Here is a 24,159-nt window from a genome sequence, read left to right as displayed (position 1 = left end):
CGGCGGGGCCGCCTTTTCCGCCGCGGCGGCGGTGAGCCACGACGCGCGTGCTCGGCGGTTTGCACGGGCCGCTGCCAGCTGTCTGTTGCGGCGAGGGGGCACGCTCCTTTCGGCCGCAGCGGTGATGAGCCACGCTCCTTTCCGCTGCTGCGGCGGGAAGCCACGCTCCCTCCTGCTGCTGCGGCGGGGCCGCCTTTTCCGCCGCGGCGGCGGTGAGCCACGACGCACGTGCTCGGCGGTTTGCGCCGGCCGCTGCCAGCCGTCTGCCGCGGGGTGCGCGGCCCGGCCGCCGCCGGTCGTCTGTCGTGGGGCGTGCACGCCCCATCGCGCGGGTGCACAGGCGCGGCGGACGTACGCGACGGACGGCCGACGCCGGCCGTCGGTCGCCGGGCGTGCCCGGCGACCCCCGTTGCGGTGGGTGCGTTGTTGCGACAGGGTCGCAGTTACAGTTGAGGTGATGTCTTACGTATTGCGTACCGCCGCCTCAGCGGATGTCGACGCCGCGCGCAGCGTCATGCTGGACACCGTCTACGGCGATCTGCGGTCGGGGTACGTGCCGCGCTGGCACCGGGACATCATCGACATCGAGGGAACGTATCTGCGCCCTCGCCGCCGTACGCTGCTCGTCGCGGTCGACGAGGTGAGCGGCGAGGTCGTGGGCACGGGCGCGGTCCGTGACCAGGGCCCGCAGGCGCCGCCGAATCCGCCGTGGGTGGCGGAGCGTTTCCCGTCGCGGAGCACCGCGCAGCTGTGCAGGATCTATGTGCGTCCGACGCACCGCCGTCTCGGGATCGCCCGGGCGATGGTGCGCGAGCTGTCGGCGTTCGTCGCGGAGGTGGGCGGTTACGAGGCGGTCTACCTGCACACGGATCCGGCGGTGCCGGGGGCCGAGCCGTTCTGGCGGTCGTTGGCGACGGTCGTGTGCGACGAGCGGGAGCTGCCGGGCGGCGGGCAGGGCATCGTCCACTTCGCGTTGCCCGTCCCGGCGCCCTCGGCGGGCGAGCCCGCGGGCGAACCCGCGGGTGTCCCGTTGACCGCCACCGCTTGTTGAAAATCGCTTCCAGATAGAGTCCGACCCATGCCCCACATACGCAGCGCCGCCAGGCCGAACCGCCGCGCCGCCAGGCCGAACCGCCGTGCCGCCAGGCCGAACCGCCGTGCCGCCGAGGCGCGCCCCCGTACCGTCGCGGCGGCGCCGCCGACCGCCGTACTCCTCACCGTCGTCGGCGCGCTGACGCTCACCGCCTGCGGTGGCGGGAACAGCGGCTCGTCCGGTGACCGGCTGCGGGTCTCGATGGCGTTCCCGCCGGCCCAGGCGATGTCCCCGTACGGGGACGACGCGGTCACTCTCAGCAGGCTGTCGGTCATCGAGGGGCTGACCAGGCTGGACTCCTCGGGCGAGGCGAAGCCCGCGCTGGCGACGTCGTGGGAGTCCTCGCGGGGGGACCGTACGTGGACGTTCCAGCTGCGGAAGGCCAGGTTCCAGGACGGGAAGAAGGTGACCGCCGAGGCGGTGGCCCGCTCTCTGACGGCGGCCACGAAGGCCTCCCCGCAGCCGCGCGTGCTCAGCGACGCGGGCAAGCTGTCCGCGCGGGCGAAGGACGCGGACACGGTCGCCGTGTCCAGCAGCGAGCCGGACGCGCTGCTGCCCCAGCGGCTGGCCAACCCCTCCTTGGCGGTGCTGTCGCCGCAGGCGTACGGCAAGGGCGACAAGGTGACCGTCGCGGGGCACGCGACGGGCCCGTTCGCCCTGACGAAGGTCGAGGGGACGGTCCGCGCGAAGCTGGACCGCTACGACGGCTACTGGGGCGGCAGCGCGAAGGCGTCCGGCGTGGACGTGACGTTCACGGCGAACGGGACGACCCGCGCCAACGCGCTGCGGGCGGGCAGCACCGACATCGCCGAGTACGTGCCGGTCTCGCAGGCGTCGGTGCTGGAGAAGAGCCAGGTGCACGAGGTGCCCACCGCGCGGACCAACAGCCTGTACATGAACACCGAGCGCGGGCCTTTGAAGGATCCGCGCCTGCGCGCCGCCGCCCGTGCCGCCATCGACAGCAAGGCCCTGATCAAGAGCGTCTACGAGGGGTACGCGGACGAGCCCGAGGGGCTGCTGGGACCCGGTGTGAAGTGGGCGCGGGACAAGCGGGTGCCGGTCGAGGGCCGGGCGAAGGCCGCCTCCAGGGCGGAGGTGAAGAAGGCGCCGGAGATCACGCTCGCCACCTACACCAACCGCCCCGAGCTGCCGGAGGTCGTCACCGCGCTCCAGCAGCAGTTCGAGAGGGCGGGGTTCGAGGTCAAGCAGGTGGTGCGCGACTACGCGCGGATGGAGGCGGACGCGCTCGCGGGCAAGTACGACGTCTTCGTGCAGGCCCGCAACACGCTGCTCGACACCGGTGACCCGGTCTCGTACATGGAGTCCGACTTCACCTGCAAGGGCTCGTTCAACATGTCGCAGCTGTGCGACGAGGACGTCGACGAGGCCGTCAGCAAGGCGGCGGGTACCGAGGACACGGCCGCCCGGCAGCGTGCGGAGGTGGCGGCCGAGGCGAAGATCCTGCGGACGGACGCTGTGGTGCCGCTGCTGCACGAGCGCTTCATCCAGGGCGTCGCCGACGAGGTCGAGGGGGTCTCCCTCGATCCGATGGAGCGCACGTTGGTCACCGCCGACACCCACCGCGGGTGAGCCGCGCGTGAGACGCGTGGGCACGGACCCCTCGGTGGCCGAGGGCAGCACGGGAACGGGCGTTCCGGGGAACGGCCGTACGCCCTCCGGGGCCGCGCGCGGTCGGCGGGCTCCGGTGGGACGACGGCTCCCCGTCCGGCCCGTACGGGGGCTGCTGGTCTGGGCGGGGCGGGTCCTCGCCGCGCTCGGGGTGCTCCTCGTCATCGGGCTGCTGCCCTGGCTGACGCGCACGGATCCGGCCCGCACGATCCTGCACGCGCGCTACGCCGACCGCGCGCCGACGCCCGACGCGCTGGCCGCCATCCGCGCGGAGACCGGACTGGACGCGGGGCCGCTGCGGCTGCTCGCCGACTGGGCCGCGGGGGTGGCGCACGGCGACTTCGGCACCTCGTGGGTGTCGGGGCAGCCGGTGGGCCCCGACGTGCTCGCGGCACTCGGTGTCTCCCTGACGCTCATGGGCGTCTCCCTCGCCGTCGCCGTGCTGCTGGCGGCGGCGCTCGGCTTCCGCACCCTGGCGGCGGGGGCGCGCGGAACCGGCCGCAGGCGCCCCACCGCACGCGCCGGGGCGCTCGGCGCGGTGCTGGCCGCGCTGCCCGAGTTCCTGCTCGCTGCCGTCCTCGCGACGCTCTTCGCGGTGCGGCTCGGCTGGTTCCCGCCCCTGGGCTGGGGTGGCGACGACCCGGTGGCCACCGCCGTGCTGCCCGCGCTCGCCATGGGCATCCCCGCGGGCGCCCTGCTGGGACGGCTGCTCGACGACGCGCTGCCCGGCGCCTTCGCCGAGGAGTGGGTCCGCACGAACGTCGCCTACGGCGTCCCGCCCGTGCGCCTCGCCCGGCACGCGCTGCGCCGCGTACTGCCGCCGCTGCTGCCGCAGTTCGGGTTCGTCGTCGTCGGCCTCACCGGCGGTGCCGTCGCCGTCGAGACCCTCTTCGCCATCCCGGGGCTCGGCGGGACGGCGCTCAAGGCCGCCCTCGCCCAGGATCTGCCCGTCCTCCAGGCCTGTGTCCTGCTGCTCCTCGCGCTGGGCCTTGCCGTCGGCGCAGGGGTGCGGGGCGTGCGGCGCGCCGCGCTCGGCCCCGCGCTGGACGCCGGGGCGCTGCCCGCGCTCCGCCGCCCCCACCTGCCTCCCTCCCGCGCCCTGGCCTGGTCGGCCGGTGTCCTGACCGCCCTGCTGGTGGCCACCGTCGGCTACGGCATGACCCGCGACCCGCTGCACGTCGACACCGCCGCCCGGCTCGCCGCCCCCGGCGCGGCGCACCCGCTGGGCACCGACGCGCTCGGCCGCGACGTCCTCGCCAGGATCGGGCACGGCGCCGCCCGTACCGCGCTGACGGCCGTCGCGGTCGCTGCCGTCACCCTCGTCGCCGGGGCGGCGCTCGGGGTGCTGACGCGCTGGACGGAGGGCCTGCGGGAGGTCGTCAACGCCCTCCCGCCGGTCATCGCCGGGCTGGTCGTCGCGGGCATCGCAGGACCTGGCGCCCTCGGTGCGGCCGCGGCCGTCGCCGTCGTCGCCTGGGCGCCGCTGGCCGCCCACACCGCCGCGCTGTACGAGCAGGAGCGCGCCGCCGCCCACGTCGAGGGCGCCGTCGCGCTCGGCGCGGGACGGTGGCACCTGCTGCGCCGCCACGTACTGCCCGGCGTGCTGCCCCCCGTCGTGCGTCACGCCCTCCTCCGTGTCCCCGCGCTGGCCCTCGCCCTCGCCTCCCTCGGCTTCCTGGGTCTCGGCGCGGAGCCGCCCGCCCCCGAGTGGGGCCGCATGCTCTCGGAGAACATGCCGTACGCCGAGCGCGCCCCCTGGGCCGTCCTCGCGCCCGCCGCGGGCCTCGCCGTGGTCGGCGTGCTGGCGGTGGCGGCAGGGGCGCTGACCTCCACGGCGCGCGGAACCAGGGCGCCCCGAGCACCGCGCGCGCCCCGCGAGGGTGACGTCCCGTGACGCGGGTGCGCCGCCGCACCCGGTCCGCGCGGCGCGGCGCCGGCCGTCCCCGCACCTCCCTGGGCTCGCTGGCCGACATCCGCGCACTGCCGCCCTTCGTACGGCTGCTCGCCGCCACGCAGCTGGCGTTCAACATCGGGTTCTTCGCCGTCCTGCCCTACCTGGCCGAGCACCTGGGCGGGGCGCTGGGCATGGGGGGCTGGCTGGTCGGCCTCGTGCTGGGGCTGCGGACGTTCAGCCAGCAGGGGCTGTTCGTCGTCGGGGGCGCGCTCACCGACCGGTACGGGCCGCGCCCGGTGGTGCTGGCCGGGTGCGTCCTGCGCATCGCCGGGTTCCTGTGGCTGGGGTACGCGCAGCAGACCGCCTCCGTGATCGCGGCGGTGCTGTGCGTCGGGTTCGCGGCCGCGCTCTTCTCGCCCGCCGTCGAGTCGGAGACCGCGCGCCAGGCCGTACGCCACGAGCAGGCCACCGGGCATCCGCGGGCCCGCACGCTCGCGGTCTTCTCCGCCTCGGGGCAGGCCGGCGCCTTCCTCGGCCCGCTGCTGGGCTCCCTCCTGCTGCTGGCCGACTTCCGCACCGCCACCTTCGCGGGCGCGCTCGTCTTCGTCGCCGTCCTGGCCGGCCACTGGCACTGGATGCCGCGCGGCCGGCCCGAGCCGGCGGCGGGAGACGTGCGGGGCGCCGCGACAAGCGCGCACCGTTCCGCGGCGCCACCCCGGCGGAGCGACGGCGCGCTGCGGGCCACCGTCCGCAACGGTCCCTTCCTCCTTCTCTGCCTCGCCTACAGCACCTACCTCCTCGCCTACAACCAGCTCTATCTCGCCCTGCCAGAGGAGGTCGTACGGGCGACGGGATCGCAGGGTGCCCTCGGGTGGCTGTTCGCGCTCTCCTCGCTCCTCGTCGTGTGCGCGCAGTTGCCCGTCACCCGGGCGGTGGGGGAGAGGATGAGCCACCGTGCGGCACTGTGCGCGGGGCTGGCCGTCGTGGCGGCCGGTTTCCTGACGGTGGCGGCCCTCGCGCCGTTCGGCCTGACGGGGGCGGCCGGTCTGGTACCGGCCGCGGTCTACGTGCTGGCGCTCACGTTCGGCCAGATGCTGGCCGTCCCCGCGGCCCGCGCCCTGGTGACCGAACTGGTGGCCGAGGAGCGGCTCGGCTTCAGCATGGGCGCCCTCTCGTCGGCCGCGGGCGCTGTCGTGCTGGGAGGCAGCGCCGCGACGGGGGCCCTGATCGGTGCGGGTCTCGGCCCGGCCGCCGTCTGGTCGGCGCTGGTGTGCGTCCCGGTGCTGGGCGTCGCCGCGGGGCGCGCGGTGCGGGTGCGCGACGCCGCCGGCCGAGCGTGCTGAGCGGGCGAGGGAGCCGGTGGACGGGCGCCTTCCCGGGAGGGGCACGGAGGCCCGCGGCGGGCTACTACCCTTGACCCCGTGACTCTTCGCCTGTACGACACCAGCGCCCGGCAGATCCGCGACTTCAGCCCGCTCGAGCCCGGCTGTGTCTCGATCTACCTGTGTGGCGCCACCGTGCAGGCCGCCCCGCACATCGGGCACATCCGTTCGGGCCTGAACTTCGACATCATGCGCCGCTGGTTCGCCTACCGCGGCTACGCGGTGACGTTCGTGCGCAACGTCACCGACATCGACGACAAGATCATCGTGAAGGCCGCCGAACAGGGACGCCCCTGGTGGGCGATCGGCTACGCCAACGAACGCGCCTTCAACGCCGCCTACGACGCCCTCGGCTGCCTGCCGCCCACGGGAGAGCCGCGCGCCACCGGACACATCCCCGAGATGGTCGAGATGATGCGCGTCCTCATCGACCGCGGCCACGCCTACACCGCAGACGGCAACGTCTACTTCGACGTCCGCTCCTTCCCCGCCTACCTGGGCCTGTCCAACCAGGACCTCGACAACCTCCGCCAGCCGGCGGGCGAGGGCGAGACGGGCAAGCGCGACCCCCGCGACTTCGCCATGTGGAAGGCCGCCAAGCCCGGTGAACCGTTCTGGGAGACGCCCTTCGGCCCCGGACGCCCCGGCTGGCACCTGGAGTGCTCCGCGATGGCGCACAAGTACCTCGGCCGCGCCTTCGACATCCACGGCGGCGGTGTCGATCTCGTCTTCCCGCACCACGAGAACGAGATCGCCCAGTCCCGCGCCTTCGGCGACGAGTTCGCCCGCTACTGGGCGCACAACGCCTGGGTCACCATGAGCGGCGAGAAGATGAGCAAGTCGCTGGGCAACTCGGTCCTGGTCAGCGAGATGGTCAAGCAGTGGCGCCCCCTCGTCCTGCGGTACTACCTCGCAGGCCCGCACTACCGCTCCACCATCGAGTACAGCCCGGAGTCCCTGCGCGAGGCCGACGCGGCGTTCGCCCGCATCGAGGGTTTCCTCCAGCGCGGGGCCGAGCTCATCGGCGACGTGGCACAGGACGTACCCGTCCCCGACGCGTTCGCCGAGGCCATGGACGACGACTTCGCCGTACCGCAGGCACTGGCCGTCGTCCACACCACCGTCCGGCAGGGGAACGCCGCGCTGGGCGAGGGCGACAAGGCCGCCGTCGCCACGGCGGTCGCCGAGGTGCGGGCCATGCTCGGCGTCCTGGGGATGGACCCGCTCGACCCGGCGTGGTCCGGCGGTGGGCAGCAGGAGGGCGCCGGCCTGCACTCCGTGGTGGACTCGCTGGTCGGCCTCGTGCTCCAGCAGCGGCAGGCCGCCAGGCAGCGCAAGGACTACGCCGCGGCCGACGCTCTGCGCGACGACCTCCAGCGCGCCGGCCTGACGATCGAGGACACCCCCTCGGGCCCCCGCTGGGAACTGACCGGGGACTGAGGGGACCCGCGGCGGCGGTCCCGGATGGCAGCGCCCGGCCGGGCCCGCTCCGCGCGCGGACTCCGCGTGAGCGGGGAACGTGAGCGAGGCGGGACCCGGGCCCGACTACCGGTACCGTTGACAGGCCGTACGTACATCCGAACCCCACCACTTGCGCGCCCGCGAACCCGCGGCGCGCTCCGCACCGCGCGCCGCCTCGTGGCCGCGGCCCGCACCGTCAACGTGAGCCAACGTGAGCAAGGTAGGTACCCATGCCCGGGAAGAAGAAGGGCCCGCAGGTCGGCAGCGGTGGACAGCGCCGCCGAGGCCTGGAGGGCAAGGGCCCGACGCCGCCCGCCGAGATGCGCAAGGGCCACGCCAAGCAGCGCGCCGCGCAGGCGAAGGCGCGCCGTGCCCAGGGCCGTCCGCAGCGCGGCGGCCCGCGGGGCGGCAAGGGCACCTCCGAACTGGTCGTGGGCCGCAACTCCGTGGTGGAGGCCCTCAGCGAGGGCGTCCCGGCGAACGCCCTGTACGTCCAGCAGTTCATCGACAACGACGACCGGGTCCGCGAGGCGGTCCGCTTCGCCGGTGACCGGGGCGGCATCCGGCTGGTCGAGGCCCCCAGGCCGGAGCTGGACCGGATGACGAACGGCCTCAACCACCAGGGCCTGGTCCTCCAGGTGCCGCCGTACGAGTACGCGCACCCCGAGGACCTGGCTGCCGCCGCGTTCGACCTCGGCGAGGACCCGCTGATCGTCGCGCTCGACGGGGTGACCGACCCGCGCAACCTGGGCGCCGTCGTCCGCTCCGCCTCCGCGTTCGGCGGGCACGGCGTGGTCGTTCCCGAGCGCCGTGCGGCGGGGATGACGGCGGGGGCGTGGAAGACGTCGGCCGGCACCGCGGCGCGTACGCCGGTCGCGCGCGCCACCAACCTCACCCGTGCGCTGGAGTCGTACCAGAAGGCGGGCCTGACGGTGATCGGTCTTGCCGCGGACGGTGACGTCGAACTGGGGGACGTCGCCGCGCTCGACGGTCCGCTCGTGGTCGTCGTCGGCAGCGAGGGCAAGGGGCTGTCCCGGCTGGTGGGGGAGACGTGCGACCTGCGCGTGCGCATCCCGATGCCGGGTGGCGCCGAGTCGCTGAACGCGGGTGTCGCGGCGGGCGTCGTCCTCTACGAGGCGGCACGGCGGCGCGCCTGATCCGGGCGCGCGGCACCACCGGCGCCGGGCGTCGCCGGCGCGGGGCGCGGGCCCCGGCGGCCGCCGGGGCCGATGATCACTTGACGGGCCTCCGACAGATCGGCGCGGTCAAGGCAGTGTCCTAACCGTCCGTCACTCGGTTAGATGAGTGTGGACACCAGAACACCCCGCGCACCCGGCGCTTCGGGCCGCGGCTCTGGGCACGGCCCAGGGGGAAGCCCCCGCGGTTTCTTCGACGACGAGCCGGTGCTGAGCACGGTCAAGGTCCCGTCCGACCCCGCTGAGGTGGTCGTCAATCACGCGAGTTTCCGCGTACGGCTCGGCGCGTCCTCGACGGCGCCGGCCGCGTACTCCTCCTCCGTAGCCGCGCGCGCCGCCCTGGCGTCCGCGGCCTCCGCCGCGTCGCTCACGCCCGCCACCGCCGTCCCCGTCGGCGCCGCTTCCCCGGCGGCCCGCGCGGGAATGGCCGGTGCGGGAGCGGCCGGTGCGCCCGGTGCGGGAAGCGGCCTCGGGCACGGCGCCGCGTTCGAGGACACCGAGCCGCTGCCGGTCGCCGCCGGCTCCCGCCGCTCCGGCGTCGCGGGACCCGCCGGCGCACGGGCGGGGCGTCGCCGCACGCCCGTGGTCTGGAGCGGCGGCGCCGAGCCGGACGACACCGGCGCCACGAAGGTGATCCAGGCCGCCCGCACCGCCGGGCTCGTCGGCTTCGCGGGGCCCGCGGGCACCGAGACCGACCCCTCGTCCACGCAGACGCTCCCCCGCGTCGACGGCGCGCCCCCGCGCGGTGGCGCGGGCGGCGGACCCGCCACCGTCGTCGGCCCGCCCCGCGGCCCCCAGCCGTCCGAGAGCGGCAGGACCGTCCCACCCGGCGGCGCGCCGCTGCCACCCCAGGGCGAACCGCTGCTCAAGGGCGTACGCCCGGCGCGCGGCGCCTTCGACGGCGAGCACGGCGCATCCGGCGACTCCGACGCGTACGACACGTACGGCGCGTACGGCGAGCAGGGCCGGCAGGGCGGCTCCGCCGGGCACACCGGCCGGATCGGCACCGTCGGTCCGCCCGCCGGCCCGCACGGGCCCCACGACGGCGCCGACACGGGCCCCCTGGCCACGATCGGCTACCCCGGGCCGTACGACGAGGCCGCCGAGGACCGCGGCCAGGACACCGAAGGACGACGGCGCCGCGACGGCGTGCGGCACGCCTACTACCCCGGGCGCCGCATGAACCTCGGCGTCGTCCTCCTCCCGCTGCGCGTCTTCCTCGGCTTCATCACCGTCTATGCCGGGATGGGCAAGCTGTGCGACCCCGTCTACTTCGACGGCGGCGAACGCGGCTCCATGGTCACCTGGCTGCGCTCCCTCGAACCGTGGACGATCGCCTCCCCGCTGCGTGACTTCGCCCTGGCGCACCCGGTCGGCGCGGGACTCACCGTGGCGTTCCTCCAGGTGATCGTCGGCGTACTGACGATCTTCGGACTGTGGCAGCGGGTCGCCGCCGGCCTCGGCGCGCTCCTGTCGGCAGCCCTCCTGATGACGGTCAGCTGGAGCTCGGTCCCCGCGTACGAGGCGCCCGACATCATCTACCTCGCCGCCTGGAGCCCGCTGATCATCGCGGGCGCCCCGGTCTTCTCCGTCGACGGCAGGCTCGCGAGCGAGGCCTGGCGCAAGCTCGGCCCCCGCGTCTCCCTGTGGGACCTGCGCCGCCGCGTGCTGCGCCGGGGCACCCTCGTCGCCTCGGTGATCGTCGGCCTCGCCCTGCTCGTCGGCTCGCTGCTGGGCAGCGCCGTACGCTCCTCCCAGACGACCACGCTCCCGGGCCGCGACGAGGCGCCCACCAACCGGCTGCCCGGCTCGCCGATGCCGCGGACCCCGGGCGAGGGCGCCGGCACGGGCCAGGCCACGCAGGGGCCGGACGGCGGCGCGAACGGCCGGCGCGGGGACGCGGACACCCAGGGCAAGGACCGCGACCGATCCCGGGACGAGACCCGGCCGGGCGAGGGCCGGGCCACCAGCGGCCCGGAGTCCACCCCGAGCCAGGGCAGGACCCAGGGGACGTCCCAGGGCGCCCAGCAGGGCACCACGGCCCCCGGCGCCCAGGAAGGCACCACCGCACCGCCGCAGCAGCAACAGCAGCCGCAGCAGCCCCAGGCGACGACGGGCAGCGGGAGCACCGGCAACGGCCTCTCCCGCCAGTCCTCCCCCTCCGGCGGCACCTCGTCGTCCGGCTCGGGCGGCGGCACCTCCGCCTCCGGCGGGGGCAGCGGCAGCGGTGGCGGACGCGGCGCGTTGGGCGGCCTGCTGGGCGGCCACTGACGCGCAGGCCGCGGCCTGCTCCGCACATGTGGGGGGCCGCGGTCTGCTCCGCACATGTGGGAGGCCGCCGGCTCCACCGCGGGTATCGCGAGATCCCGAGGAGGAGCCGGCGGCCTCCCACATGTGCGGTCTGTGCTCTGCGGCCTGAGCTCTGCGGTCTGCGGTCTGTGCTCCGCAGTCCGTGGTCTGTGGCCTGCGCCCGGTGGCGCGCCCGCCGCGCCGTCGCCGCGTGTCAGCCGCCGTGCTCGCCGGCGAGCTCCTTGGCCGCCTCCGTCAGGTCCTTCGCGGTGTCGATGGCCCGCCAGTACGAACGCTGGGGGAGCGGGTAACCGGCCAGGGCCCGCTCGCGGGCGAGCCGGGGAAAAGTGGTCCGCTCGTGGTCACCGCGCTCGGGCAGCAGCCCGGCGAAGCGTCGCGCGAAGACGTAGACACCCGCGTTGATCAGATACGGGGAGGGCGGCGCCTCGATGAAGTCCAGGACGTGACCGAACTGGTCCGTCTCCACGGCGCCCCACGGAATACGCGGCCGGGCCAGCGCCAGCGTGGCCGTGGCATCGCGCTCGGCGTGGAACGCGGCCATCTCGCGCAACGAGAAGCGCGTCCAGATGTCACCGTTCGTGGCGTACCACGGCTCGTCCGGCCGCGGCAGGGAGCGCGCCGCGAACTTCAGCCCGCCGCCACGCCCGAGCGGCTCGGGCTCGGTCACCGTCGTCACACGGCAGGGGAGTTCGGCCTTGCCGAGCCACTCCTCGAGCACCTCGGCGAGGTGACCCGAGGAGACGACGACATCGGTGACGCCCTCGTCCGCGAGCCACGCCAACTGGTGGCCGATGATCGGCACTCCCGTGCCGGGGATCTCCACCATCGGCTTCGGACGGTCGTCGGTGTACGGCCGAAGCCGTGATCCCTGCCCACCGGCGAGGATCACGGCCTGGGTCGGATGCTGGGTCATGTGCCGCACCCTATGCGCGCGGCGCAGGGCGCTGCTGGGCGCAGCCGGGCTCTGCCGAATTCTGCTGGGTTCTGCCGGGTTCTGCTGGGTTCTACGGGGGCCTCAGCCCATCTGGGCGACCCCGTACGCGAACGACGTGTCGCAGACCGGACGGGAGAAGCGCTGCGCCCGCTGGGCGCCGTACTTGTGGACGGCTGCCTTGCCCAGCGCCCGCGCGAGCGAAGTGCAGTGCCGGGCGAGCGACGGCTTGCGCGTCATCGCGCGCTGCAGACTGCTGAGCGCCACCCCGGGATCCTGCTCCTGCAACTCGGCGATGAGCCGGTCGCGGAGCGCGTCCTGGGGCTCTCGCCCGGTCGAGGACGCGGGAGGCGAGGCGGGCGTCGAGGCGTCCCGCGACGACGCCTCGTGCGAGGAGGCGGTGAGCAGTTGCGTGTCCGAGGGCGAGGCGGCCCATGGGACGCGGGTGACGGCGAGTGTCCCGGACAGAACGAGCACGACCGGGAGAACAAGGGCGAGGGATCGGCCGATACGGCGGGCTGCGTGGTTCACGTCCGCGATGGTAGCGACAGGTAGTGATTTGGCGACATTGTGTCACCACTTCGGGGGACGACATGCATGAGTTGTTCGAGTGTCGCCGTACGTAAGGGTGAGGCGCGGGCCGCACGTTGACGGCGCTGAGGCGGGCCGACGGCGGGGGCGACGGGGCGGTGTCCGGGGGCGGCGACGGACGTGGTGACGGGCGTGGTGACGGGCGTGGTGGCGGGGCGGCGACGGCGAAGGGCCGCGACGGGTGTGGTGAACCCGTCGCGGCCCTTCGTCGATCCACCGCGAACAGCGGCGATGCTGAGGCGCGAGGCGTTGAGCCTCTCAACTACTGCACTGCGCTCAGTCGCTGAGACGCTCGCCGGAGGAGGTGGCGAAGACGTGGGACTCGCCGGCGCGCGGCACGACGTGGATCGTGGTCCCCTTCTCCGGAACGCTGCGGCCCGAGACGCGGACCACCAGATCGCTCTTCTCGCCACCGATGTCGGCGGTGCCGTAGACGTACCCGTCGGCGCCGAGCTCCTCGACGACGTTCACCGTCACCGGGACACCCGCGTGCTCGCCCTTGGAGAGCTTCTTGTCGCCGTCGCCGCCGCTCTCGCCGTCGACGAGGTCGAAGTGCTCGGGCCGGACGCCGACCGTGACCGTCTTGTCACCCTTGTCCGCTGCGGCCTTCACGGCGTCGCGCTCCACCGGCACCACGCTGTTGCCGAACTTGACGCCGCCGTCGGTGATCGGGACCTCCACCAGGTTCATGGCGGGGGAGCCGATGAAGCCCGCGACGAAGAGGTTGGCGGGACGGTCGTACATGTGACGCGGGCTGTCGACCTGCTGGAGCAGCCCGTCCTTGAGGACGGCGACCCGGTCGCCCATCGTCATGGCCTCGACCTGGTCGTGCGTGACGTACACCGTCGTGATGCCGAGCCGGCGCTGGAGACCCGCGATCTGCGTACGGGTCTGGACACGCAGCTTCGCGTCCAGGTTGGACAGCGGCTCGTCCATGAGGAAGACCTGCGGCTCGCGGACGATGGCCCGGCCCATCGCGACACGCTGCCGCTGACCGCCGGAGAGCGCCTTGGGCTTGCGGTCCAGGTACTGGGTGAGGTCGAGGATCTTGGCCGCGTCCTCCACCTTCTTGCGGATGTCGGCCTTCGGCACACCGGCGATCTTCAGGGCGAAGCCCATGTTGTCGGCCACGGACATGTGCGGGTACAGCGCGTAGTTCTGGAAGACCATCGCGATGTCCCGGTCCTTCGGCGGAAGGTGGGTCACGTCCCGGTCACCGATGCGTATGTTGCCCTCGTTGACGTCCTCCAGCCCTGCGAGCATCCGCAGTGACGTGGACTTTCCGCATCCTGAGGGTCCGACGAGGACGAGGAACTCGCCGTCCTCGATCTCGATCTCGAGCTGATCGACGGCGGGCGTCTCCGCCCCGGGGTACACCCGGGTCGCCTTGTCGTACGTGACCGTGGCCATGTTCTCTTCTCCTTCACCGGCAGGTACGTGCCGGACGATCCGTCGTAAAGGGGGAGGTGTAGTCCACTGCGTGGACCTGGCCAGGACGCTAGCCTCTGATCCGTCTTTTGTCAGTAGTCCGACCAGCCCGAACCACCGCCGGGTACACTGCACGAGCGAGAGCACACCCCTGCCGCCTTAGCTCAGCTGGTTAGAGCATCTGTCTTGTAAACAGAAGGTCGTCGGTTCGAATCCGACAGGCGGCTCCAGCTTGTTTATGCAGGTCAGAGGCCCCGTACCAGGTTCGGTACGGGGCCTCTGTGGTGCCGTACAGCAGCGGAGTATGGCAACCGGGATGATCGCTACGGGCCGCTACGGCTTGTCGGGCTGCTCACTTCGCTGTCTACGGGGCCGCCCCGTCCGCTTGCGGGCGAGGCAACCCCTCACAGGTGACAGTCGCCGGCGCAGCCGGGGAAGGGCTGAGGCGTCACCTCCGCAGAGTGGTGATCACCAGCATCGCCACGGTGGCTGCGAGCGTGAGCGGTGCGGCGAGCCCGGGGTTGGGCACGGTGACAACCAGCGCGAGACCTGCCGCTGTCGCGGCGGTCATGGCCTCGTGTACGTCCGAGCGTTCGCCCATCCGGTTTCCTCCTATGTCGAGTGCGTGAGACGACGCCACGCACGTATTCGTGGGGTGAATCCTGCGGATTTGCGCAGGGGCCCCGATGGACGTGCTGAGGATGTGACAGCGGAGGGTTAGCCGCGCAACTCCCTCGAAGTGACAGCTCGAGGCCGGTCGTTGAAACGCTTGAGGGACGGCAAGGCGGAGGTGCCGGGGGGCGGGTGGCCAAATGTGGTGGACAGTCGTCATTTCGCTAGCGAGAGGCTCCGCAGGGTGGCGTGGCGGGCTATTCCTGTGTGGACCCTCGCTCGCGGGAGTCCCGTTTCCCATGCGAGGAACGCGGCCCACACACGATGCGGTGCCTACGGCAACCGTCAGGGCCGCCACAGACCTCTACGACTCTCCGGGACTCTGGCCGAAGCCGCGGGAGAGCCGTTGCAGCGCTGCGCGGATCTCCTCTTCACTGGCCTCCGAGCACACGTCGAAGGTCATCGTGAACTTGGAGTGGCGCAAGATCCGCTGCGCCACCTTGGGGTGCACCTTCATTGCGACGAGGAGCAAACCGGTGGTGTGCCGGGTGTTCTGGAGCGGGATCGCGCGGACGCCGGCCTGGCGGATGCGGACGGCGGAGGCACGGGTGAGGTTCCCGGGCTCGATCGGTGTCCCGTAGCGGGTGGTGAGTTGAGCGGTCGAGCAGTCTCTCTGCAAGTACGTGGCGTCTCGCGTGAAAGCTCCGCGACCGGTAATGAGTGGTCACCAAAGGACACCACAACATCCTGCCGTCTGTCAGCGGTCCCCATATTCACTCAGCCCAACTGCGCAACTAGCCCCTGCGGCCTGATCACGGCCTGGGCTACGAGTGGTTCGGCAACAGGGGGTCGTGCCGATGCCAGATGAGGTCACGGCTCCCATGGGGGAGTTCGGCTGTGCCCCACTCTGCGCGCATCACCCCTCGTTCCATCGAGCAGGCGTAGGGCAGGAGCACGAGACCCTCCACGTCGGCACGCCTCAGTAGCTCCGGGATGGTCCTGGACTCCCGCGGCTCATCCAATCCCAGATCGAGTTCTGGCTGCATGGGTGTGGGACCGTACTCCCGGATCAACTCAGCTCGGAGTCCATAAGAGTTGCGTAGTCGGGCGGTCGTCACTGGTACGTCCCGCTTGTCGTAGCACAGCGGATAGAGCAACCGGCCCTTCACCAGCATGACGGTGCGACCGCGGAGGCGCAGCTGTTCTCCGTAGGGGGCGAGTCCTTGAGCCAACTCCTCAAACTGCGCGGCGTACAAGCCATTGCCGTATGCCTCAAGGGTTTGGGTGCGGACCGCCTCATGGCAGTCTCGGGCACGGTCATGGGTACGTACGAGGCAGGCTGGGATGATGTCAGCGAGTTCGCATGCGAGTTCACCAAAGGTGTCGTTCGCCCACTGGCTCACAGAACCCATGCGTTGTCCCCCTCCTAGCTGCGTCGGCCAACCCCCAACTGAAACCGTGCGATGGGGCGTGGTGCCGTGGGAGAGCGCACCAAGGGCGCGGATGGTGCACAACAGGGAGCACGGGCCAACACGCGGTACTGCCGGATTGGCTGTACAGCAGCGTGGTACAGCAACCCCAGTAACCGCCGATGGCGTTCAGCCCGCCGCCCGCCGCCCGCCGCCCGCCGCCCGCCGCCCGCCGCCCGCCGCCCGCCGCCCGCCGCCCGCCGCCCGCCGCCCGCCGCCCGCACCCGGAAGCGTCTCCCATGACCGCCTCTGACCGACCTCTCCACAGCCTGTAAACAAAAGGCCGTCGGTTCGAATCCGACAGGCGGCCCCAGCTTGTTTATGCAGGTCAGATGTCGACCCCGGTGATTCGGGTGGGCCTCCGCGGTTGCCTCACGGCAGCGACGTACGGCAACGGAAGCGATCGCTTCCGGCTAGGGTCCTCCCCCGGTTGTTCTTCATCTGTAGCTGGGCCACCGAGGGCAGGGGGCGGCGCTGTGGGGTCGGCTCGATCCTCGCTCTCACCCGCCGCCGACGGCGCAGGCCGCAGAAGAAGCACGTGCGGCCTGCGCCGTCGTCGGCGAACCCGTCGAGCGCGGCGCTGTCCTCCGCGTCTCAACTGGCATGCGCGGGGCGGGCTGGGCAGCGGGACGCGGGCCGTAAGGCCCGGTCGCGTCGGACCGTGGCCTGTCCGCTGCGCCGGGGCGTCGGCGTCACGCGGTAGCGTCCGGCCGTATGACGACTGGTGCCCTGGAGAAGCTGCGGTCCGAGTTGAGGGGGCTGGCGGAGCCGGATATTCGGGCGCAGTTGGTGCGGGTGCTGCGGCCGCCGACCGATGACGAGTTGCTCGGTGTGCGCGTTCCGGTGATGCGCAAGCTGGCGCACGGGTATCGGGAGTTGGCGCAGCAGGACGTGGATGTCCTGCTGCGCAGTCGCGTGCACGAGGAGCGGTTCGCCGGTCTGCTCGTGCTGGCCGAGCAGGTGCGCACTGCGCGCGGTGGAGAGCGGAGGGCGCTGGTCGATTTCTATCTGGCGCGTACCGACTGCGTGGACAACTGGGACCTGGTGGATGGCTCCGCGTACGTCGTGCTGGGGCCCTGGCTGCTGGATGGCCCGGCGGACGACTCGGGGGACGGGCTGGAGGTGTTGGACGGACTGGCCGGGTCGGCGTGGCTGTGGGACCGCAGAATCGCCGTGGTGGCCACGTTGGCGCTGATCCGGGCCGGCCGCTTCGAGCCCACCTTGCGGCTCGTTCACCGGTTGCGCCGGGACCCGGAGCCGTTGATCCACAAGGCGTCGGGGTGGATGTTGAGGGAGATCGGCCGCAGGGATGAGCAAGTGCTGGTGCATTTCCTGGACAGAAATGTGACCGAGCTGCCGCGGATCACTGTGCGGTACGCGGTTGAGCGGTTGCCGCCGGACGCGCGTGCCCGGTTCGTGAAGACGCGGTAGGGAGGGGATGGGGAGTCGCGTTTTCTGACGGGCGACGTGGAAAGTTCCGCGTGTAATCCTGTGTAATCGCGTGTAATTACATGTAATACGGATGTGGTGCCCTGCGTGTCAATCCTTTCCGGCCCTGCGGTAGCTTTCCGTAGGGCCGGAAATCAGCATGTGCCGTCACGCCGCCGGGGCGAAGTGGGGGACGGGGCCCAGGGGGATCATCCAGTCGTTCGACTCGTCGGCGCAGGCGTCGGCGCAGGCGCACGCGCCGCCCCGCTCGTCTTCCTTCTTCTTCAGGAAGGTCAGGAGTTGGGTGGTGGCGGCGGTGAGGGCGCCCAGGCCGCCGAAGAAGGTGCCGAGGGCTTCAAGGATTTGAAGGAACATCGTGCTCGCCTCCCGTGTGTGCACGGGCCGGGCGCGCACTGCGTGGTTCACACGGTCAGGAAGGGAATTCCTGGGGTGGAGAAGGTGAGGGATCCGGCCATTCCGGCAGCTTCTCGCCACTTGTGGAGCGCGTCACCCCTTACGAGGCTCTTGACGCTCGGGCTGCTCCAGTTGATCTGGTTGATCGGCACGGTTTCCTCCTTTCCTTCTCCGTCGGAGAAAGTGAGAGCCCTTACTGTAGCGGTATCTTCGCCGCCCCGTACAGAACCCGTTCGGTAGGGCGTTGTCATTCAGCCATGGTGGCGTCTGCCGGGGTTACGTGCCGTTGCGCTGTTCCGCGTTGAACTCTTCCACCCACTTCAGGTGCTGTTCGTAGTCGTCGGTGAAGCGGGTGTCGCCGGGTTTGACGGTGACGAAGTAGAGCCAGTCGCCGTCGGCGGGGGAGGTGGCGGCTTTGAGGGCTTCGCGGCCGGGGTTGTTGATCGGGGACGGAGGCAGACCTTTGTGGCGGTAGGTGTTGTAGGGGGATTCGATGCGGGTGTCGGCGAGTGAGGTGTTGAGGGTGGAGCGGCCGAGGGCGTAGTTGATGGTGGAGTCCATCTGGAGGGGCATGTCGCGCGCCATGCGGTTCTTGATCACGCGGACGACCTTCGTCATGTCCGTGTAGTTGTCGGCCTCTGCCTGGGCGATGCTGGCGACGACGAGGGTGGGGTAGTCGTCGACGTGTGCCGCCGCGTGCCGCTTGCGCGCGGTCTTCGTCATGGAGGCCACCAGCGACGTGGGGGTCGTCTCGGACCGCACGGTGTACGTGCCGGGGTAGAGGTAGCCCTCCGGGTTGCCCTTCGCCGCCGCGGGCAGCTTGAGTTTCCCGGCGCGGGCGGCGCGCTCCGCGGCCTTCTTCGTCGTCCCTGCCGATACGGAGAGCGCCTCGTCGGCCGCCTCGTACACCTGCGCGGCGCGATGCCCTTCGGAGACGACGAGGGGCGTCGTGGCCCATTCCTGCTGGTATTGCCGGAACAGTACGACGGCCGCGGCCACGGCGAGCGCGCACAGGGCGGCCACCCCGGCGAGCCGGCGTCGTCGCTTCGCGGTCCTGGTGGTCATACGAGGAACGCTAAGCCAGCGGCGCGCCCCGCGGGAGGCCGACCGCCAGTTATGGGACGAGTACCACCTTGCCCGTCGTTCCCCGCGTCTCCAGCGCCCGGTGGGCGGCCGCGGCCTGGGCGAGGGGGAAGGGGTGCACGAGGGGGGTCAGGACGCCGTCGGCCGCGAGGGTCAGCGACTCGTTCTCCAGTTCGCGCTTGTGTGTCTGGATGAACGCCGGATCGAGCGGGCGGACGGTGAGGTCCCGCGCCGCGGCCTCCTCGGCGCCGGGCGTCTGCGTGGAGGAGCCGTCCGTGTCGTCGCCCGGCGTGTGCGTGGACGGGCGGCCCGCCGTGGTCGGGGCGTCCGTCGCGGGCGGGGCGTCCGTCGTGGACGGGCCGTTCACGACGGACAGCAGCGTGGACGAGCCGCCGTACGCGTGGTGCGTGCCGCCCGGGGCGAGGAGGTCGAGTGCGGTGCGGGCGAGCACTCCGCCCGGGCCGTCGAACAGGTGGCGTACGGGGCGTTCGCCGTACGCCGCGCGGATGCGCTCGCTCCAGTCGGCGCGGGTGTAGTCGACGGCGAGGTCCGCGCCGAGGCGGCTGACGGCGGCTGTCTTGTCCTGGCCGCCGGCCGCGCCGATGACGTGGGCGCCGCGGTGCTTGGCGTACTGGGTCAGGAGCGCGCCCATCCCGCCGATCGCGCTGAGGACCAGGACGGTGTCGTCCGGGCCGAGATCGGTACCGCGCAGGACGCCCATCACGGTGCGCCCGGTGCCGATCATGGCGACGGCCTGGGCGGGGGTGAGCGTTTCGGGTATCGCCTGGAGGGCGGCGGCGTCGGCGACGGCCAGCTCCGCGTAGCCGCCGGGTGCCGCGCCCAGGTGGACGGTGACGCGGCGTCCGAGCCAGCCCGCGTCGGTGCCCTCGCCCAGTGACGTGACGGTTCCGGCGACCTCGCGGCCGGGGACGGTGGGCAGTTCGGGCAGGGGCAGGGGGCCGAGACGGCGGCCGGCGCGCAGCGTGGCGTCGAGCAGGTGTACGCCCGAGGCCTGCACGCGGATGCGTACCTGGCCCGGACCGGGGAGCGGGTCGGGGACCTCCTCGTACGTCAGGTTCTCGGGCGGACCGAAGGCGTGCAGGCGTGCGGCGTACATGGTGGGTGCTCCTCCCGTGGGCGGCTGCGGTCGGCGCCGGCCGTGGCGGCGAGGCCGACCCGTCGATACCCGTTGATGCTGCAAGTTGAAGTGAGGTTCAGGTCAACTGCCGCCCTGTGCCCGCGGGCCCGCGTCGTAGCCGCCCTGTGTCCGCGGGCCCGCGTCGTACGGGGGGCCCGCGTCGGCCGGCGTTGTCAGTGGGCGGGGGCAGCATGGGGGGATGGCGACATCAGCGGTACGGGAAGCGCGGCTTCCCCAGGTCACTCTGCCCGAGCTGCGGCCCTTCGACGGGGCGGGGCTGGAGCCGGACGGGGATTACGACGGAGTGCGGTTCGAGGGGCTCGACCTGAGCGGGACGGACGGCGGCGGGGCGACGCTGCTGGACGTGGGCATGTACCGCTGCGCGCTGGACGAGGCGCGCCTCGCGCGGCTCAGGGTGATCGATTCGGTGCTCGAAGGGGTGTGGGGGGTCGGTACGGACCTCGCGGGTGGCGAGCTGCGCGACGTCGAGTTGCGGGATGCCAGGCTGGGCGGCGTCCAGCTGCACGGGGCGCGGCTGAACCGGGTGCTGGTAAGGGGCGGGAAGATCGACTACCTGAACCTGCGCCAAGCCCGGCTGACGGACGTCACGTTCGAGGGGTGTGTGCTCACCGAGCCCGACTTCGGGGGTGCCTCACTCGAACGGGTCGCGTTCCGCGACTGCGTGCTGCGCCGGGTCGAGTTCCACCAGGCGCGGTTCAAGAACGTGGACCTGCGCGGTGCGACGGAGCTGGACATCGCCACGGGGGTGGGCAGTCTGGCGGGCGCGGTCGTCAGCTCGGGCCAACTGATGGAGCTGGCCCCGGCATTCGCGGCCCAGCTCGGCGTGCGGGTGGAGGACTGAGAGGACGAAGACGGCGGGGAGGACCGAAACGGCCGAGAGGGCTGAGACGGCTGAGAGGGCTGAAAGGGCTGAGACGGCTGAGAGGACGAAGATGAGGGGCGCGGTCGGCCTTACGGGCCCTCACAGGACCGTACGCACCCTCGGGGCTCGGGGCTCGGGGCTCGGGGCTCGGGCTCATGCCTCACGGCGTTCGGGGATAGCGGGACGTCAGGTCCCATACCGTCGGGTTGTCCGCCAGGCCGTCATGCATGTCGGTGAGGTCCGCGACCAGGTCGTGCAGGAAGTCGCGGGCCTCGCGGCGCAGCTCGGTGTGGGCGAAGGTGAGCGGCTCGCGGTCGTCGTCGGGTGACCAGTCGGCGGTGATCTCCACCCAGCCGAAGCGCCGGGTGAAGCGCAGCATGTCGGTGGACTCGGTGAAATCCAGCTCGGCACGGTAGGGGCCGGGGGACCGGCTGCCGGGGGCGGCCGCCTTCTGTCCGGGCGCCGGAGAGGGAGCGCGGTCGAGTTGCTCGGCGATGTCGCACAGCGCCCAGGCGAAGTCGAGCACCGGCACCCATCCCCAGGCTGTGGACAGTTCGCGGTCGGAGTCGGTGTCGGCGAGGTAGACGTCACCGCAGAACAGGTCGTGCCGCAGCGCGCGGACGTCAGCGCTGCGGTAGTCCGTCTGGGGCGGATCGGGAAAGCGGTGGGAGAGGGCGTAGCCGATGTCGAGCACGCCGCGATGGTGTCACGCCGCGCGGAGCGCTCCCGCGTGGACGCCGACGCTGACGCGCTCCCGCGTGGACGCTGCCGCGTCGACGGGTACTCCCACGTGCGCTCCCAGCGTGTGCGCTGCCGGGCTGACGCGTGTACGTCGACGCGCGACGTGGAGCCCGACGTCCTCTCCGGCCTCGCGTCGCGGGACACGGGCCCATCGGCAGATCCGGCGCGGGCTCGCGCGTACACGTTCCGGGTGGCGCTTCCCGTGCGGGAAGCGCCACCCGGAGCACGCCGTGTCGGCGCGTGGCCCTCGGCGGTCGGATCGGACCGCGTGGGTCGTCAGGCCGTCGTCAGACGTTGACGCCGAAGTCCTGGGCGATGCCCACGAGGCCGGAGGCGTAGCCCTGGCCGACGGCGCGGAACTTCCACTCGGCGCCGCTGCGGTACAGCTCGCCGAAGACCATGGCGGTCTCCGTGGCGGCGTCCTCGCTGAGGTCGTAGCGGGCGATCTCGTTGCCGTCCGCCTGGTTGACGATGCGGATGAAGGCGTTCCGCACCTGGCCGAAGTTCTGGCTGCGGCTCTCGGCGTCGTAGATCGAGACCGGGAAGACGATCTTGTCGACCTCGGCCGGGAGGCCGGCCAGGTTGACGTTGATCTGCTCGTCGTCACCGGCGCCCTCGCCGGTGACGTTGTCGCCGGTGTGGACGATGGCCTGGTCCGGGGTGGCCTTGTTGTTGAAGAAGACGAAGTGCTGGTCGGAGTAGACCTTGCCCTCCGGGTTCACCGCGATGGCGCTCGCGTCGAGGTCGAAGTCCGTACCGGTGGTGGTGCGCACGTCCCAGCCGAGGCCGACCGTGACGGCGCTCAGGCCCGGTGCCTCCTTGGTGAGCGAGACGTTGCCGCCCTTGGACAGGCTTACAGCCATGGGGGTGCCCTTCTGTCGTGATGGCTCGGTGGTGACCCCCGAGGGAATCACCGGTGCGGGACCGGGACCTCACCGGGGTCCGCCGTCCCGCATCTCACCCTCCACAACGCAGCCGGGCCGTGCACGGGTTCCAGCTTTCTTTGCCTTCTTTGCCCTCCACGGGAAATGCGGATGACGCGTGCGCGCGGAAGGCGGACCATGGAGGCATGTCCGGTCCCTATTGCATACGCGGTACGGTCTCGCTGCCCGAGGCCGAGCTGACGTGGCGCTTCACGCGCTCGTCGGGGCCGGGCGGGCAGCATGTGAACACCAGCGACACCCAGGTGGAGCTCCGCTTCGACCTGGCGCGTACGCAGGCGCTTCCCGAGGTGTGGAAGCGCCGCGCGCTGGAGCGGCTGTCCGGCCGCCTGGTCGACGGCGGCGTGCTGGTCGTACGGGCGAGCGAGCACCGTTCGCAGTGGCGGAACAGGGAGACGGCCGCCGTGCGGATGGCCTCCCTGCTCGCGGAGGCGACGGCCCCGCCTCCGCCGCCGCGCCGGCAGAAGAAGATCCCGCGCGGCATCAACGAGCGCAGGCTGCGGCAGAAGAAGCAGCGCAGCGAGGTCAAGCGCGGACGCTCTGGGCGCGGTTGGCAGTAGCGCCCCCCCGGCGGCCGGCGCTCAGCCCTCAAGCGTGGCGCTCAGCCCCCGAGAGCGGCGCCCAGCCCCCGAGAGCGGGGCTCAGCCCGAAGCGCGGGGCTCAGCCCCAAACGCTGGGCTCAGCGCAGAGAACGGTAGCGGCCGCTGTAGTACAACAGCGGCCCGCTCTCGCCGTGGGTGAGCCGGGTGGCCAGGACGCGGCCGATGACGAGGGTGTGGTCGCCGGCGGTCACGCGCTGTTCGGTGCGGCACTCGACCGCGGCGAGTGCGCCGTCGACGAGGGGGGCGCCGCTGACGGAGCCCCGGGTGTGCGGGAGCTCCTGGAAGAGGAGCCGGTCGCTGAGCCGCGCCTTCATGGCGAAGCGACCGGCGGTCTTGGTCTGGGCGTCGGTGAGGAGGCTGACCGCCCAGTGGTCCTGTCGGGAGAGCAGTTCGTCCATCCGGGACTCTTCGCGGAGGCTGATCAGCACCAGGGGCGGGTCGAGGGAGACGGACAGGAAGGCGGTGGCTGTCATGCCGACGTCCTCGCCGCGTGGTCCCTCTTCCGGGTCGTGCGCGGTGACCAGGGCTACGCCGGCTGCCAGGCGCGCCATGGCCGCGCGGAACTCCTCGTCGCTCACCCCCTCAGCATGGGGCATGGGGTGGGGCGGGGGCACGTGGGTCGTCTGCTGCTGCACTGCGTGGGACACAGTCGCTACGCTAACCAGCGGTTTTCGGGGTCCGCATCGGGCTGGGGGACCAGACGGGGTCTAGGACCGCTGTCCCGGGGCAGGCGGTGGGGTGGGTCTGGGGCGCACGGGTCCGCGGCGCCGGCGGGCCGGTGGCCAGGTGCACGGGCCGGTGGCCCGGGTACACGTCCGGGCCGGCGGTCGGTGCACGTTGCGCAGTCAGCCAATTGCTGACTGTTGTGACTTGAGTCACAGAGGGCATTAATTGTTGACCCTGTGTACCGGGTGAACAGCTCGCTGTGATTCA

The 24,159-nt window shown here is 72.4% G+C and carries 21 protein-coding genes, 2 tRNA genes and 1 pseudogene; 12 read left to right on the top strand and 12 right to left on the bottom strand.

Annotated features, from left to right (window positions below):
* The first annotated feature begins 457 nt into the window (after positions 1-457).
* The 7 genes from MMF93_RS15150 (at position 458) to MMF93_RS15120 (ending at position 10,926) form a co-directional block, all read left to right on the top strand.
* On the top strand, positions 458-1,051 hold the full coding sequence (locus tag MMF93_RS15150; protein WP_242751812.1) for a GNAT family N-acetyltransferase: 594 nt from the start codon (positions 458-460) through the stop codon (positions 1,049-1,051).
* Between the two features lie 27 nt (positions 1,052-1,078).
* Positions 1,079-2,683, top strand: coding sequence for an ABC transporter substrate-binding protein (locus MMF93_RS15145; protein WP_242751810.1), 1,605 nt, complete (start codon positions 1,079-1,081; stop codon positions 2,681-2,683).
* A 154-nt stretch (positions 2,684-2,837) separates the two neighbouring features.
* Positions 2,838-4,616, top strand: a complete 1,779-nt coding sequence (locus tag MMF93_RS15140) for an ABC transporter permease subunit (protein ID WP_423835608.1) — start codon at positions 2,838-2,840, stop codon at positions 4,614-4,616.
* Positions 4,613-5,959: an MFS transporter gene (locus MMF93_RS15135; protein ID WP_423835433.1), complete on the top strand. Its 1,347-nt coding sequence runs from the start codon at positions 4,613-4,615 to the stop codon at positions 5,957-5,959. Before MMF93_RS15140 ends, MMF93_RS15135 begins: the two co-directional genes overlap by 4 nt.
* A gap of 78 nt (positions 5,960-6,037) precedes the next feature.
* A complete protein-coding gene (gene cysS, locus MMF93_RS15130; RefSeq protein ID WP_242751808.1) occupies positions 6,038-7,438 on the top strand; it encodes a cysteine--tRNA ligase in 1,401 nt (466 codons plus the stop codon).
* A 251-nt stretch (positions 7,439-7,689) separates the two neighbouring features.
* The gene (gene rlmB / locus MMF93_RS15125) at positions 7,690-8,616 is read left to right on the top strand and encodes a 23S rRNA (guanosine(2251)-2'-O)-methyltransferase RlmB (protein ID WP_242751806.1); all 927 of its coding nucleotides are present in this window, start codon (positions 7,690-7,692) and stop codon (positions 8,614-8,616) included.
* A gap of 144 nt (positions 8,617-8,760) precedes the next feature.
* The gene (locus MMF93_RS15120; RefSeq protein ID WP_242751804.1) at positions 8,761-10,926 is read left to right on the top strand and encodes a DoxX family protein; all 2,166 of its coding nucleotides are present in this window, start codon (positions 8,761-8,763) and stop codon (positions 10,924-10,926) included.
* 232 nt (positions 10,927-11,158) lie between these two features.
* Here MMF93_RS15120 and MMF93_RS15115 read toward each other — a convergent pair whose 3' ends face one another.
* From MMF93_RS15115 to MMF93_RS15105, 3 genes are all read right to left on the bottom strand, one after another.
* Positions 11,159-11,878, bottom strand: coding sequence for a nucleotidyltransferase family protein (locus MMF93_RS15115; protein ID WP_114016199.1), 720 nt, complete (start codon positions 11,876-11,878; stop codon positions 11,159-11,161).
* Between the two features lie 102 nt (positions 11,879-11,980).
* Positions 11,981-12,427 (bottom strand): flagellar hook assembly protein FlgD, encoded by a 447-nt coding sequence (locus MMF93_RS15110; RefSeq protein ID WP_242751802.1) that lies wholly within the window; start codon positions 12,425-12,427, stop codon positions 11,981-11,983.
* Between the two features lie 336 nt (positions 12,428-12,763).
* Positions 12,764-13,897, bottom strand: a complete 1,134-nt coding sequence (locus MMF93_RS15105) for an ABC transporter ATP-binding protein (RefSeq protein WP_242751800.1) — start codon at positions 13,895-13,897, stop codon at positions 12,764-12,766.
* Positions 13,898-14,068: 171 nt separating this feature from the next.
* Between MMF93_RS15105 and MMF93_RS15100 the strand changes: the two genes are divergently transcribed.
* A tRNA-Thr gene (locus tag MMF93_RS15100) sits at positions 14,069-14,145 on the top strand.
* 218 nt (positions 14,146-14,363) lie between these two features.
* Here MMF93_RS15100 and MMF93_RS15095 read toward each other — a convergent pair.
* Together MMF93_RS15095 and MMF93_RS15090 are read right to left on the bottom strand one after the other, a co-directional pair.
* Positions 14,364-14,516: a hypothetical protein gene (locus MMF93_RS15095; protein ID WP_242751797.1), complete on the bottom strand. Its 153-nt coding sequence runs from the start codon at positions 14,514-14,516 to the stop codon at positions 14,364-14,366.
* 375 nt (positions 14,517-14,891) lie between these two features.
* Positions 14,892-15,179: pseudogene (locus MMF93_RS15090) on the bottom strand (site-specific integrase); the annotation flags it as partial.
* Between the two features lie 1,030 nt (positions 15,180-16,209).
* Here MMF93_RS15090 and MMF93_RS15080 point away from each other — a divergent pair.
* Positions 16,210-16,309 (top strand) — tRNA-OTHER (locus MMF93_RS15080).
* Positions 16,310-16,710: 401 nt separating this feature from the next.
* Positions 16,711-17,427 carry a DNA alkylation repair protein gene (locus MMF93_RS15075; protein ID WP_242751793.1) on the top strand — a complete coding sequence of 239 codons (717 nt, stop codon included), beginning with the start codon at positions 16,711-16,713 and terminating at the stop codon, positions 17,425-17,427.
* A gap of 165 nt (positions 17,428-17,592) precedes the next feature.
* Here MMF93_RS15075 and MMF93_RS15070 read toward each other — a convergent pair whose 3' ends face one another.
* From MMF93_RS15070 to MMF93_RS15055, 4 genes are all read right to left on the bottom strand, one after another.
* Entirely contained in the window at positions 17,593-17,799 is a 207-nt protein-coding gene (locus MMF93_RS15070) for a hypothetical protein (RefSeq protein ID WP_242751791.1), read from the bottom strand.
* A 47-nt stretch (positions 17,800-17,846) separates the two neighbouring features.
* The gene (locus tag MMF93_RS15065) at positions 17,847-17,990 is read right to left on the bottom strand and encodes a hypothetical protein (RefSeq protein ID WP_242751789.1); all 144 of its coding nucleotides are present in this window, start codon (positions 17,988-17,990) and stop codon (positions 17,847-17,849) included.
* 124 nt (positions 17,991-18,114) lie between these two features.
* Positions 18,115-18,903 (bottom strand): endolytic transglycosylase MltG, encoded by a 789-nt coding sequence (gene mltG / locus MMF93_RS15060; protein ID WP_242751787.1) that lies wholly within the window; start codon positions 18,901-18,903, stop codon positions 18,115-18,117.
* Positions 18,904-18,952: 49 nt separating this feature from the next.
* Positions 18,953-20,038, bottom strand: a complete 1,086-nt coding sequence (locus tag MMF93_RS15055; protein ID WP_242751785.1) for a zinc-binding dehydrogenase — start codon at positions 20,036-20,038, stop codon at positions 18,953-18,955.
* Between the two features lie 220 nt (positions 20,039-20,258).
* On the opposite strand from MMF93_RS15055, the gene MMF93_RS15050 reads away from it, so the two are divergent.
* Positions 20,259-20,921, top strand: a complete 663-nt coding sequence (locus tag MMF93_RS15050; RefSeq protein ID WP_242751783.1) for a pentapeptide repeat-containing protein — start codon at positions 20,259-20,261, stop codon at positions 20,919-20,921.
* Positions 20,922-21,102: 181 nt separating this feature from the next.
* Here MMF93_RS15050 and MMF93_RS15045 read toward each other — a convergent pair whose 3' ends face one another.
* Both MMF93_RS15045 and MMF93_RS15040 read right to left on the bottom strand, forming a co-directional pair.
* On the bottom strand, positions 21,103-21,636 hold the full coding sequence (locus tag MMF93_RS15045; protein ID WP_242751781.1) for a hypothetical protein: 534 nt from the start codon (positions 21,634-21,636) through the stop codon (positions 21,103-21,105).
* Between the two features lie 334 nt (positions 21,637-21,970).
* Positions 21,971-22,546, bottom strand: a complete 576-nt coding sequence (locus MMF93_RS15040; protein ID WP_114016177.1) for a TerD family protein — start codon at positions 22,544-22,546, stop codon at positions 21,971-21,973.
* A gap of 206 nt (positions 22,547-22,752) precedes the next feature.
* Here MMF93_RS15040 and arfB point away from each other — a divergent pair, with 206 nt between their 5' ends.
* Positions 22,753-23,184 (top strand): alternative ribosome rescue aminoacyl-tRNA hydrolase ArfB, encoded by a 432-nt coding sequence (arfB, locus tag MMF93_RS15035; protein WP_114016176.1) that lies wholly within the window; start codon positions 22,753-22,755, stop codon positions 23,182-23,184.
* Between the two features lie 119 nt (positions 23,185-23,303).
* Here the strand turns inward: arfB and MMF93_RS15030 are convergent, their stop codons facing one another.
* Entirely contained in the window at positions 23,304-23,822 is a 519-nt protein-coding gene (locus MMF93_RS15030; protein WP_242757579.1) for a flavin reductase family protein, read from the bottom strand.
* Positions 23,823-24,159 lie beyond the last annotated feature (337 nt).

The sequence above is a fragment of the Streptomyces tubbatahanensis genome (genome assembly GCF_022699385.1).
GTDB classification, from domain to species: domain Bacteria; phylum Actinomycetota; class Actinomycetes; order Streptomycetales; family Streptomycetaceae; genus Streptomyces; species Streptomyces diacarni.
Note: the sequence above shows the minus strand (reverse complement) of the source record. Positions and strands in the feature narration are given on the sequence as shown.